Origin of the sequence: Microbispora corallina, assembly GCF_016863035.1 — a bacterium.
In the GTDB taxonomy this organism is placed as follows: Bacteria; Actinomycetota; Actinomycetes; order Streptosporangiales; family Streptosporangiaceae; genus Microbispora; species Microbispora corallina.
Window position 1 is genome coordinate 244,721 of record NZ_BOOC01000002.1, and the last position, 12,037, is coordinate 256,757.

Genomic DNA, 12,037 nt, shown 5'->3' on the forward strand with positions numbered 1-12,037 from the left:
CGCGCACGGTCCCCCGGCGTTCCCCCTTTCCCCTGACACCCGCAGCACCTCTCAGCACACGCAGCGACCCCGCTCACGATCCCCAGCCCATGAAGCGAAAGGTGACGCAGATGCGAATCGGCGCCGGCATGCTCGCGCTCGCGGTCCTGGCCACGAGCCTCACGGCGTGCGCCAGCTCGGGAGCGACCTCGATCGTCGACAAGGCGAAGAACGACAAGAAACTGGTCGTCGGCATCAAGATCGACCAGCCCGGATGGGGGCTGAAGAAGCCCGACGGCACGTACGCCGGGTTCGACGTGGACGTCGCCCGTTACGTGGCCAAGGCCCTCGGCGTCCCGGAGAGCGGCATCACGTTCAAGGAGGCCCAGTCGGCCAACCGGGAGCCGTTCATCCAGCAGGGCCAGGTCGACATGGTCGTGGCGACGTACTCGATCACCGACGAGCGGAAGAAGAAGATCTCGTTCGCCGGCCCGTACCTGGTGACCGGGCAGGACATCCTCGTCCGGGCCGACGACTCCTCGATCGCGGACGTCGAGTCGCTGAAGGACAAGAAGGTCTGCGGCGCCCAGGGCTCGTCGTCCCCCAAGCGGCTCGCCGACAAGTTCGGCGCCGAGTGGGAGTCCAAGAACCTCACCCAGCAGCAGGGGTACGGCGCCTGCCTGCCGCTGCTGCAGAACAAGCAGGTCGACGCCATCTCCACGGACGCGACGATCCTCGCCGGGTTCGCCACGCAGTTCCCCGGCCAGTTCAAGCTGATCGGCAAGCCGTTCTCCACCGAGAAGTACGGCATCGGGCTGAAGCAGGACGACAAGGCGGGCCGCGACGCGGTGAACAACGCCATCGAGGCGATGTTCAAGGACGGCACCTGGCGCAAGGCCGTCGACGCCAACCTCGGCGAGTTCGGCAAGTTCTTCTCCTCGCCGCCCTCCGTCGAGCGGTACTGACCCGGTCGCCGAGCGCGCGGACCACGGAGAGGAGGAAGCGGTGGAGGCCGTCGTCGATGAGCTTCCCGTCATCCTGCAGGCCTTCTGGCTGACGGTGAAGCTCACGGTGGTCAGCGGGGTGATCTCGCTGGTCTGGGGGACCGTGCTGGCCGCCATGCGCGTCAGCCCCCTGCCCGTGCTCAGGGGGGCGGGCACGGTGTACGTGAACATCCTGCGCAACACGCCCCTCACCCTGGTCATCGTGTTCTGCGGCCTCGGCCTCGGCACGGTGATGGACGTCCAGTTCTCGGCCGACGACCTGTCGGTCGACAACTTCTGGCTGTCCACGATCGGGCTGTCGGCCTACACCTCGGCCTTCGTCTGCGAGGTCCTCCGGTCCGGCATCAACACGGTGCCGATCGGACAGGCGGAGGCCGCCCGGTCGATCGGCCTGACGTTCCCGCAGACGCTCCGCCTGGTGGTGCTCCCCCAGGCGGTGCGGGCCGTCGTCGCGCCGCTCGGCAGCCTGCTGATCGCGCTGACCAAGAACACCACGGTCGCCGCGGCCATCGGCGTCGCCGAGGCGGCGCTGCGGATGAAGAACCTCTTCGACGCCCACGGGTCCGACATCATCCCGATCTTCCTGGGGTTCGCCGTCGGCTTCCTCGTGCTCACCCTGCCCGTCGGCCTGCTGTTCGGCTGGCTGGCCCGGCGCGTGGCGGTGGCCCGATGACCCGGGCGAGCGTCCTGTACGACGCGCCGGGCCCGCGGACCCGGCTGCGCAACAACGTGCTCACGCTGGTCTTCGGCGTGGTCCTGCTGCTCGTCGCGTACGTCGTGTGGAACAAGTTCGACGAGAAGGGCCAATGGGCCGGCAAGCTGTGGCGGCCCTTCCTGGAGGCCGACACCTGGACCGAGCTGATCCTCCCCGGCCTGCGCAACACGCTGTCCGCGGCGGCCGTGGCGGCCGTGCTCGCGCTGGTCTTCGGAGCGGTGTTCGGCATCGCCCGGCTGTCGGACCACTGGTGGGTCCGGATCCCGGCGGGCGTGGTGGTCGAGTTCTTCCGGGCCATCCCGCTGCTCATGCTGATCTTCTTCGCGCAGTACGGCGGGAGCCTCGCCGGGCTGATCGTCACCGAGTTCACGGCCGTGGTGTTCGGGCTGATGCTGTACAACGGCTCGGTCCTGGCCGAGATCGTCCGGGCCGGGATCCTGGCCGTCCCCCGCGGGCAGGCCGAGGCAGGGTACGCCGTGGGACTGCGGAAGAACCAGGTCATGCGGCTGATCCTGCTGCCGCAGGCGGTCACCGCGATGATGCCGGCGATCGTCGGCCAGCTCGTCGTGCTGCTGAAGGACACCGCGCTCGGGTTCGTCGTCGCCTACGCCGACCTGCTGAACGCCGGGGCCCGGGTGGTGCCGGCCAACTTCTTCAACCTGATCCCGTCGGTCATCGTCATCGCGGCCGTCTACATCGTGATCAACCTCGCGCTCGGCTACCTCGCCACCTGGCTGGAACGGCGCAGCAGGCGCGGGCGCAGGTCGGCCGCGGCCCCGGTCGCGCCCGGCGTCGCCGCCGGGGGCGAGATGGCGGCCGTGCCGTAGCCCTGCCCCACCGCGCCGTACGGGGGCGCTCCGCCACCCGGGCCGCGCGGTACGGGCCGGGGGGCGAGGTGCCGGGCCGGGGGCGACGTGCCGCGCCGGCGCGGCGGGTCAAGGGAACTTTGCCGTGTCGCTGGTGGCGGGGGGCGGTACCCCGCCCCGATATTGAGCGCGTGTGGCGTGCCGTTGCCCTGGTGTCGTGCCTGGCGACCGCCGTCCTCGCCGGATGCGGGGCCGACGGCGGCGTCGTCATCGGCGTGCGCCCGGGACAGCCGGGCCTGGTGACCCGGCTGCCCGACGGCGACTTCACCGGCTTCGACATCGCGGTCGCGCAGTACGTGGCGCGCGACCTCGGCTACCGCGACGACGAGATCAGCTACACCCTCGACCCGTCCCAGGCCGACCTCGTCGTCGGGGCCGACCCGGCCCACGGCCGGTACGTCGCCGGCCCCTATCTCGTGACGAGCACGGAGATCCTCGTCCGCGCCGGCGACCTCACCATCGGCCGCGTACGGGACCTGACACGCAAGCGGGTCTGCGCCACGCAGGAGTCGTCGGCGCGGCTGGTGTCGAGGTTCGGGCAGAGGTGGAAGGGCACGTTCCTCGCGCTGGCCAACGTCCCCGCCGCGTGCGCCCCGCTGCTGGCCGACGGGCGGACCGACGCGATCGTGGCGGACGCGCCCGTCCTCGCCGGCATCGAGGCGCAGTACCCCGGCAGGTTCCGGTTCGCCGGCAAGCCGATCACCACCGTGCGGTACGGCATCGGCGCCGGGTCGGCCGGGCTGCGGGACCGCGTGGACGAGGCGCTGCGGCACATGTTCGACGACGGCACCTGGAAGCAGGCGGTCATCGACAATCTCGGCGTGCTCGCCACCCGGTACACGGTCCCGCCGCCGCTCACCCGTCCCGCCCCCGGCCGCTGACCACTCGTCCCGGCCCGGTGGCCCCTGGGTTCCGGCGTCCGTTGGCGGGAATCGGCCCCGCGCGGACGCGGTCTTCGGGCAGGATGCCGTCATGTCCCCCACGCACGGCCCGACGCCGTGGTCTCCGTGGCCCTCGCCGATCTCCACGGCGGACGTGGCGCGCTCGGGGCTGGACCTGGGCTTCCCGACCGTCCTGGGCGAGGAGGTCTGGTGGGAGGAGAGCCGGCCCGCGGAGGGCGGCCGGCGGACCGTCGTCCACCGGGCCCCCGACGGCGTGCGGCGCGAGGTGATCGCCGCGCCGTGGGACGCCCGGAGCCGGGTGCACGAGTACGGCGGGCGGTCGTACGTCGTCATCCCCGGCCACGGCCTCGTCTTCGCCGACTTCGCCGACCAGCGGCTGTACCTCGCCGAGCCGGGCGCCGAGCCCCGGCCCCTCACCCCCGAGCCCGACCGCCCCTGCGGCCTGCGCTACGCCGACCTGCTGCCGTACCGGGGCCCGGACGGCCCGCAGGTGTGGTGCGTGCAGGAACGCCATCACGACGGCGGCAAGGTGAGCCGGTCGATCGTCTCCGTCTCCCTCGCCGGGGAGGTCGTCGAGCGGGTGTCCGGAGCCGACTTCTACGCCTCGCCCGCCGTCTCGCCGGACGGCGAGCACGTGGCGTACGTCTGCTGGAACCATCCCCGCATGCCCTGGACGGGCTCCGAGGTGCGGATCACGAAGATCTCCGACGGCGCGTCCTGGACGATCAAGGGCGGCACGTCGGAGTCGGTCCTCGCCCCGTCCTGGCGTGACGACCGCCACCTCTACCTGGTCTCCGACTGGTCGGGCTGGTGGAACCTCTACCACATCGGGATCTTCGGCACCGCCTCCCAGGCTCTCTTCCCCGCCGAGCAGGAGTTCGCCGGGCCGCTGTGGCAGCTCGGCGGCCGGCCGTACACGGTGCTGGAGGACGGGCGGCTGGCGGTCCTGCACGGCCGGGGCGACCTGCGCCTGGGCGTCCTCGACCCAGAGGCGGGCACCCTCACCGACCTCGACGTGCCGTACGAGGGCTGGCTGACCGCGCTCGACACGGACGGGACGACGCTCGTGGGCGTCGGGTACGGCCCGGACGTGCCGCGGTCGCTGGTCCGGGTCGACGTCGTCACCGGGCGGGTCGAGGGGCTGCGGCGTGAGGTGCCGGAGCTTCCCGACGTCGGGTACCTGCCCGTCCCCCGGGCCGTCGAGATCGAGGGCGCGCTCGGCCGCCGGGTCCACGCGTACGTGTACCCACCGCGGGCGCCTGGGGCGCCGGCGGAGGGCCCCGCGCCGTACGTCGTCTTCGCGCACGGCGGGCCGACCGCACACGCGACGACCGAGCTGAGCCTGGAGAAGGCGTTCTTCACCAGCCGGGGCATCGGCGTGATCGACGTGAACTACGGCGGGTCCACCGGGTTCGGCCGCGCCTACCGCGAGCGGCTGCGCGGCCAGTGGGGCGTGGCCGACGTCGAGGACGTGGTCGCCGCCGCCGGATGGCTCGTCGCGGAGGGGCTGGCCGACCCCCGCCGCGTCGCCGTGCGGGGTGCCAGCGCGGGCGGCTGGACCGTCATGGCCGCCTGCGCGGCGTCGGACGTGTTCGCCGGAGGGGTGTCGATCTCCGGGATCAGCGCGCTCGCGCCTCTCGTGGCGGTGACGCACGACTTCGAGTCGCGGTACGTGGACTGGCTGGTCGGCACCGAGTCCCTGTACAGCTCCCGCGAGCCGCTGGCCGCGGCCGACCGGATCTCCTGCCCGATGCTGCTGCTCCAGGGGCTCGCCGACCCCGTGGTCCCGCCCGCCCAGGCCGAGGCGTTCGCCGACCGGCTGTCGGCCCGGGGCGTGCCGTGCACGTACCTGGCGTTCGAGGGCGAGGGGCACGCGTTCCGGCGGGTCGAGACGAAGACCGCCGCTCTCGCCGCCGAGCTCGCCTTCTACCTGCAGCTGTTCCAGTAGCCTCCCGCCGCGCCGCGGGCCCGGCCGGTGGGACGCAGGACGCGGGCCACGCCCGCGGCACAGACCGGCAGGGGGACGACCGTGCGGGGGCGGCGCACCGCCGCGCGACGCGGGGCGCTGGGACGCGGGGTCGGCCCGGCAGGGGGCCCGGCAGGGGCGCCGCAGGGGCGCGGCCTGCCGGGCGGTCAGCGGGCGAACTCGGTGGCCCGCGACTCCCTGACCACGGTGATCCTGATCTGGCCGGGATAGGTGAGCTCCTCCTCGACCTGCTTGGCCACGTCACGGGCGATGACCTGCGCCTGGATGTCGTCCACCGAGTCGGGACGGACCATGACGCGGATCTCGCGGCCGGCCTGCATCGCGAAGACCTTGTCGACCCCGTCGTACGACTGGGCGATCTCCTCCAGCCGCTCCAGCCGCTTCACGTACGCCTCGAGCGACTCGCGCCGGGCGCCCGGACGGCTGCCGCTGATGGCGTCGGCGGCCTGGGTGAGGACGGCCTCGACCGTCCGGACCTCGACCTCGTTGTGGTGGGCCTCGATGGCGTGGACGACGTCCTCGTGCTCGCCGTACCGGCGGGCGATCTCCGCGCCGATCATGGCGTGGCTGCCCTCCACCTCGTGGGTGAGCGCCTTGCCGATGTCGTGCAGCAGCGCGCACCGCTTCACGAGGTCGCGGTCGAGCCGCAGCTCGGAGGCCATGATCCCGGCGATGTGGGCGGACTCGATGAGGTGCTTGAGCACGTTCTGCCCGTAAGAGGTGCGGTAGCGGAGCTGGCCCAGCAATGTCACCAGCTCGGGGTGCATCTCCGTGATCCCCAGCTCGACCAGGGCGTCCTCGCCCGCGCGCACGCACAGGTCGCGCACCTCGGCCTTGCTCCGCTCGTACGCCTCCTCGATGCGCTGGGGGTGGATCCGGCCGTCGAGGACGAGCTTCTCCAGCGTGAGCCGGGCCGTCTCCCGTCGTACCGGATCGAAGCAGGACAGCAGCACCGCCTCGGGCGTGTCGTCGATGATGAGGTTGACGCCGGTCGTGGACTCGAAGGCGCGGATGTTGCGGCCCTCGCGGCCGATGATCCGGCCCTTCATCTCGTCGCCCGGCAGGTGGAGCACGCTGACCACCGACTCGGCCGTCTGCTCCGTCGCGACCCGCTGGACGGCCAGGGTGACGATCTTGCAGGCGCGCTTCTCGCCCTCCTTGCGGGCCTCGCTCTCGATCTCGCGGACGATCAGCGCGGCCTCGCGCTTGGCCTGGTTCTCGATCTCCTTGACCAGCTCGCCCTTCGCCTGCTCGGCGGTGAGACCGGCGACCCGCTGGAGGATCTCCTGGCGCCGCTCGGCGACCCGTTCGAGCTCCTCACGCCGGTCGGCGAGCTCGGTCTCCGTCTCGGCGAGCTTGCGGGCGCGTTCGGCCTGCCTGCGGGCTTCCTCGTCGAGCCGCTGCTCGCGCTCGGCTAAGCGGTTCTCGCGGCGTTCGAGGTCGGACCTGAGCTCCTTGAGCTCGCTCTTGAGGATGCGGGACTCCTCCTCGACCTCCTTGCGCATCAGCGCGGCGCCCTCGGCCAGACCCTCCGACTTCTTGAGGAGCTCCCCCGCGTCGTGCTCCGCCTTGGTCCGGATCTCCTCGGCCTCGCGCCGGGCCCGCTCCAGCTCCTCGTTGACTCCGGCCTTGACCTCGGCCAGCTGCTCGGGTGAGGGGCCGGCGGGCATGGTCATGCCGCCGGTGCGGCGGACCACTATCACAAGGGCGGCGATCGCCACGAGAGCCAGCAGCACCACCGCAACCGCCAGAACGATCACGATCGTGTTCATGCTCGCTCCACCCCTCTCGCCTCAGACACATCTCCAGACGAGGGGTCACGCGCGCAGCACGGCACCACCCGGTGGCGTCACCAGGACAAATATCGCCCAAATCCCCGGCCGCCCTCAGAGGCGACCGATCCGGCCCGGAGGCCGATCAAGATCTTTCGTCCGTCGTTCACCGTTATGGGAAACCGCGCTGCGCGGAGTAACTCCTCACTGCGGTCGAGATTAAGCGTCAGAGAGGTAACGAGCAAGCAAAGATGGTCTGTCAAGCGACTTTTGCCAGGGTGGGGTCTCCGGATCCCTCGCCCGCTCCGGCGCTCTCGCGGTCATCCGAAGTCGTCGGGAAGGTCATCCGATTCGACGCCCTCGGCCTCCAGCGCCTCGCGGACCACGCGGAACGCCAGGCCCGGCGAGTAGCCCTTGCGGGCGAGCATGCCGACCAGCTTCCGGGTGCGGGCCCGGGGGTCGGCGCCCCGGGTCGAGGCGAGCTTCTTGGCCACGAGCGCGCGGGCGGTCTCGACCTCCTGCTCGGGGTCGAGCTGTCCGACCGCGTCCTTGACCGTCTCCTCGTCCACCCCGCGATGCCGCAACTCCTGGGCGAGCGCGCGGCGGGCCAGGCCACGACCGGCGTGGCGTGAGCTGACCCAGGCGGCGGCGAACGCCTCGTCGTCGATGAGCCCTACTTCGGAGAACCTCTCCAGCACGGCCTGGGCGGCCTCCTCGGGGACCTCCCGCTTGCGCAGGGCGTCGGCGAGCTGGGCCCGGGTCCTGGGGGCCATCGTCAGCAGCCTGAGGCAGATCGCCCGGGCAACCGACTCGGGGTCGGCGTCCTGCCCCTGCGCCGCCGGAGACCCCTCCTGAGGCCCGTCCGGCAGCCACCCTGACCGCCGCCCGCGACGTCTCCGGCCGCGACCAGCCTCCGGATCTCCCGACGACTCCGGATCTCCCGAAAAGTCCGGTGACCACCCGGACCGGCCGCCTCGCCACCCTCGGTCCGTCCCCGGATCTCCCGGGGAGTCCGGCGACCATTCCGGCCGTCGGCCGCGACGTCTCCGGCCGCGACCAGCCTCCGGATCCGGATCCTTGCCGAGCAGGGCCTCGGGCAGCGCCTCATCATGCGACCAGCCGGGCCGCCCGCCCGCGCCTGGGCTCTCTCCCGGGCCGCCGGTGAACCATGTGGGGTCCGCGCCCTCGGGAGGGCCGGCGGGATCGCGGTCGCCGGTGTACCCGTCCTGCGGCCACCGCCGGGTGCGTGCGGAGGAGTCCCTCCGACGCCGGCTCGAGCGGGCGCCGGTCCCGGATTCCCCACCGGCGCCCGGGGCGGTCGCCCGGCCGGCCGAGCCGGAGACGTCGGCTCCAGAGACGTCGGCTCCAGAGCCGGCTTCGCCCCTCTCATGCCTGCGGATCTGCTCCCGGAGCGCGTCGAGGGTGGGCCGGGCCTCGTCCCGGCCCGGTGGGGGCGGGCCGGCATCAGGCCGTGGCCATTCCGTATTAGGCCGTGGCCATGCCGCGTCGGGCCGACGCCGTGCCGCATCGGCGTGACTGTCGCGCTCAGGGGAGGAGGGCTCGCCGTCCCACGGGGAAAGAGCGGGGTCCGGGTCAGCCGGACCCCAGGGGCCTGACGTCCAGTCCCCCGATCCCGGCTCGTCGCCGGGAGCGGAGGTGTCGTCGCGCCTCATTGCAGCGATCAGACGTCACCGGGCTTGGGCGCGGCGGCGGCCTTCGAGCCACGGCCGGAGGCCGGTGCGGCGGGCGCGGCCGGGGCGGCGGCCGGCGGCTCGCTGGGAGCGTCGAGCCGCGGCCCGACCCCCAGCTTCTCCTTGATCTTCTTCTCGATCTCGTTGGCGATGTCGGGGTTGTTCTTGAGGAAGGTGCGGGCGTTCTCCTTGCCCTGCCCGAGCTGGTCGCCCTCGTACGTGTACCAGGCGCCGGCCTTGCGGACGAAGCCGTGCTCGACGCCCATGTCGATCAGGCCGCCCTCGCGGGAGATGCCGATGCCGTACAGGATGTCGAAGTCGGCCTGGCGGAAGGGCGGGGCCATCTTGTTCTTGACGACCTTCACCCGGGTGCGGTTGCCGACCGGCTCGGTGCCGTCCTTGAGTGTCTCGATCCTGCGCGCGTCCAGCCGCACCGACGCGTAGAACTTCAGCGCCTTGCCACCCGTGGTGGTCTCGGGGCTTCCGAACATGACGCCGATCTTCTCGCGGAGCTGGTTGATGAAGATGGCGGTGGTCCGGGTCTGGTTCAGTGCGCCGGCGATCTTGCGCAGCGCCTGCGACATGAGGCGGGCCTGGAGACCGACGTGGCTGTCGCCCATCTCGCCCTCGATCTCGGCCTTCGGCACGAGGGCCGCCACCGAGTCGATCACGATGATGTCGACGGCGCCGGAGCGGATCAGCATGTCCGCGATCTCGAGCGCCTGCTCACCGGTGTCCGGCTGGGAGACGAGCAACGCGTCGACGTCGACGCCCAGCTTCTTGGCGTACTCGGGGTCGAGGGCGTGCTCGGCGTCGATGAACGCGGCGATGCCGCCGCCCTTCTGGGCGTTGGCCACGGCGTGCAGGGCGACCGTCGTCTTACCGGAGGACTCGGGGCCGTACACCTCGACGATCCTGCCGCGGGGATAGCCGCCGATGCCCAGGGCGACGTCGAGAGCGATCGAACCGGTGGGGATGACCTCGATCGGGGCACGCGCGTCGTCTCCGAGGCGCATGACGGAGCCCTTGCCGAACTGCCGCTCGATCTGTGCGAGGGCGGTCTCAAGGGCCTTCTCGCGGTCGTTGATTGCCATTGGGTGCCCCCTGGAGGGTCGTCGTCTTCTCGGTCACCGAAAAGCTACGGGGTGCCACCGACATTTTCCCGGGCTTTCGCGTCGCTGTGGACGAGGGCGACCGGGAACGGCCGCACCCCGGCGGCGACCACTCCAATATAGCCGAACGACTGTTCGATCACACCTCGAAAGCCCCATTCGCCACGCGGGTGGCGCCGCCGGAAGGCGGACCGCACCCCGGCGTTACATTCCCGGGCCTTACCCGGACATGGTTGTCAGCCCGTTGACCTGCGGCGATCCTTGTACCAAAGCCGGATCTCCACGTGAAGGCGGCTACGTGACGGGGACCAGCGCGTACGGCCGCGAGCGCCGCGCATACCTCGAAGCCCTCGCGGCGCGGCTCCCCGAGCGCGGGCTCGCGGGCCGCCTCGTGGGCGGTGACGAGCCCGTCCTGTGGGTCTGGCACCCGCGCACGAGGAGGCAGACGATCGTCTTCGCGTCGCCGTCGCGCGAGGGCTGGACCTTCCTGTGGTCGCCCGACGGGCAGGAGAGCGTCGAGGAGCCCGGGCTCACCGCCGAGACGATCCGCAATCAACTCTCCCAGCCCGCCTGACACGCCCGCCTGACACGCCCGCCTGACACGCCCGCCCGACACGCCCGCCCGACACGCCCGCCCGACCGAGCCCGCCGGACACATCCCGCCCGGTCGCCCTCCCGGGGTGCCCCTCAGCGGATGGCGTCGGCCAACCGCACCCTCGCCCCCGTGCGCAGGACGGCCCGCTCGTACACGCGGACGTAGCCGGCTTCCTCAAGGGTGAGGATGTGCTTGGACAGCAGGGAGTCGCTGACCTCGATCGTGTCGCGCAGGAAGCGGAAGCCGGCCTTCTCGGACGCCGCCAGTGCGGCCATGATCGACAGACGGACCGGCGCGTGGATCAGGTCGTCGAGCTCGTGCCGGGGATGGGTGGTCATCGGCTCGCCAGCAGCCGCCACGCGCCCCACACCAGGGGAAGCCCCGCCACCACGGACACCGCGACCAGCGCGGTCACCCACACGGGGGCCGGGTGGTCGGGCAGGAGGAACACCCCGAACGCGAACGCGGCCATCGTGATCGTGTACGCCGCGGTCAGCGGGCCGTTCAGGCGCGCCACGAGCCGGTCGTGGACGCGGCGCCGGTACCAGTAGACGGTGATCAGGATCGTGAGCAGCACGCACGCGCCTCCGGCGATCGCCGGGACCGGCTGACGGCGCGCGGAAGCGGCCCGGAGAGGGGGTGGGGGTTCAGCGGAGGCGGGGATCCACGTCGACCTCCTGGCAGACGGCCTGCCAGACCTGCTTGGCCGCCACGCCCTCGGCGAGGGCCTGCTCGACGGTCCGGCCGCCGAGACCGGCGATGACGTAGTCCTTCGCCCACGACTCCGCGTACGCCTCGCCGAAGTGGCGGCGCATCCGGTTCCAGAAGTCGGTCAGGCGCATGCGTCAAGTATGGCCTCGCCCCGGAGCGGTCCGTCCGGGGCGAGAACCGGCACGAGCTCACATGACGCGGGTGCCGTACATCTCCCCGAGGGGGTCGGCGAGCAGTTCGAGGCGCGCGCCGTCGGGGTCGCGGAAGTAGACGGAGGCCCCGCTCTCCTCCTGGTACGGCACGCCCGCGGCGTCGAGCTTGCCCCGCAGCCGCTCCCACGTCGGCCGGTCGACCGAGATCGCGATGTGGTGGAGCCCGCCCAGGACCTCCTTGTACGGCTCCAGATCGAGGCCGGGGAGATCGAAGAACGCCAGCAGGTTGCCGTTCCCGATGTCGAAGAAGAAGTGGTTGGAGCCCCGGTAGTCGCGGTTCTCGAAGATCTCGGTCAGGGGGAACTCGAGGAGCTCGTGGTAGAAGCGGATGGTGCGCTCGACGTCCGACGAGATCAGCGCGAAGTGGTGCAGACCCCTCGCGCTGCTCTCGGCACGGCGCTCGCTCAGATAGCGCTCGCGGATGCGCGCGCGCTCCGACTCGATGGCCGCGTAATCAATTTCCATACTTCGCAAGCTTGTCCCATCACCCC

General features: G+C 71.9%; 13 protein-coding genes. 6 read left to right on the forward strand and 7 right to left on the reverse strand.

Features of this window, described 5'->3' with window-relative positions; all coding sequences use genetic code 11:
* Positions 1–110: 110 nt before the first annotated feature.
* The 5 genes from Mco01_RS03330 (at position 111) to Mco01_RS03350 (ending at position 5,414) form a co-directional block, all read left to right on the forward strand.
* Entirely contained in the window at positions 111–944 is an 834-nt protein-coding gene (locus tag Mco01_RS03330) for a glutamate ABC transporter substrate-binding protein (protein ID WP_239103303.1), read from the forward strand.
* Positions 945–984: 40 nt separating this feature from the next.
* The gene (locus Mco01_RS03335) at positions 985–1,656 is read left to right on the forward strand and encodes an amino acid ABC transporter permease (RefSeq protein ID WP_204055397.1); all 672 of its coding nucleotides are present in this window, start codon (positions 985–987) and stop codon (positions 1,654–1,656) included.
* Complete coding sequence (locus Mco01_RS03340) at positions 1,653–2,525, forward strand: amino acid ABC transporter permease (RefSeq protein WP_204055398.1); 873 nt, start codon at positions 1,653–1,655, stop codon at positions 2,523–2,525. Before Mco01_RS03335 ends, Mco01_RS03340 begins: the two co-directional genes overlap by 4 nt.
* Positions 2,526–2,695: 170 nt before the next feature.
* Positions 2,696–3,445, forward strand: coding sequence for a type 2 periplasmic-binding domain-containing protein (locus Mco01_RS03345; RefSeq protein WP_204055399.1), 750 nt, complete (start codon positions 2,696–2,698; stop codon positions 3,443–3,445).
* A 91-nt stretch (positions 3,446–3,536) separates the two neighbouring features.
* Entirely contained in the window at positions 3,537–5,414 is a 1,878-nt protein-coding gene (locus Mco01_RS03350; protein WP_204055400.1) for a S9 family peptidase, read from the forward strand.
* 185 nt (positions 5,415–5,599) lie between these two features.
* Here Mco01_RS03350 and rny read toward each other — a convergent pair whose 3' ends face one another.
* From rny to recA, 3 genes are all read right to left on the reverse strand, one after another.
* Positions 5,600–7,225: a ribonuclease Y gene (gene rny / locus Mco01_RS03355; protein WP_204055401.1), complete on the reverse strand. Its 1,626-nt coding sequence runs from the start codon at positions 7,223–7,225 to the stop codon at positions 5,600–5,602.
* 320 nt (positions 7,226–7,545) lie between these two features.
* Positions 7,546–8,898 carry a recombination regulator RecX gene (recX, locus tag Mco01_RS38895; RefSeq protein WP_239103304.1) on the reverse strand — a complete coding sequence of 451 codons (1,353 nt, stop codon included), beginning with the start codon at positions 8,896–8,898 and terminating at the stop codon, positions 7,546–7,548.
* 8 nt (positions 8,899–8,906) lie between these two features.
* On the reverse strand, positions 8,907–10,010 hold the full coding sequence (gene recA / locus Mco01_RS03365; RefSeq protein WP_036322359.1) for a recombinase RecA: 1,104 nt from the start codon (positions 10,008–10,010) through the stop codon (positions 8,907–8,909).
* Between the two features lie 316 nt (positions 10,011–10,326).
* On the opposite strand from recA, the gene Mco01_RS03370 reads away from it, so the two are divergent.
* Positions 10,327–10,602, forward strand: a complete 276-nt coding sequence (locus Mco01_RS03370) for a hypothetical protein (RefSeq protein WP_204055402.1) — start codon at positions 10,327–10,329, stop codon at positions 10,600–10,602.
* A gap of 113 nt (positions 10,603–10,715) precedes the next feature.
* Here Mco01_RS03370 and Mco01_RS03375 read toward each other — a convergent pair whose 3' ends face one another.
* The 4 genes from Mco01_RS03375 to Mco01_RS03390 form a co-directional block, all read right to left on the reverse strand.
* On the reverse strand, positions 10,716–10,961 hold the full coding sequence (locus Mco01_RS03375; RefSeq protein ID WP_204055403.1) for a transcriptional regulator: 246 nt from the start codon (positions 10,959–10,961) through the stop codon (positions 10,716–10,718).
* Complete coding sequence (locus Mco01_RS03380; protein WP_204055404.1) at positions 10,958–11,200, reverse strand: hypothetical protein; 243 nt, start codon at positions 11,198–11,200, stop codon at positions 10,958–10,960. The genes Mco01_RS03375 and Mco01_RS03380 overlap by 4 nt, the downstream gene beginning before the upstream one ends.
* Before the next feature lie 70 nt (positions 11,201–11,270).
* Entirely contained in the window at positions 11,271–11,465 is a 195-nt protein-coding gene (locus Mco01_RS03385) for a DUF3046 domain-containing protein (RefSeq protein WP_036322371.1), read from the reverse strand.
* 57 nt (positions 11,466–11,522) lie between these two features.
* Entirely contained in the window at positions 11,523–12,011 is a 489-nt protein-coding gene (locus tag Mco01_RS03390) for a VOC family protein (protein WP_036322373.1), read from the reverse strand.
* Positions 12,012–12,037: the final 26 nt, after the last annotated feature.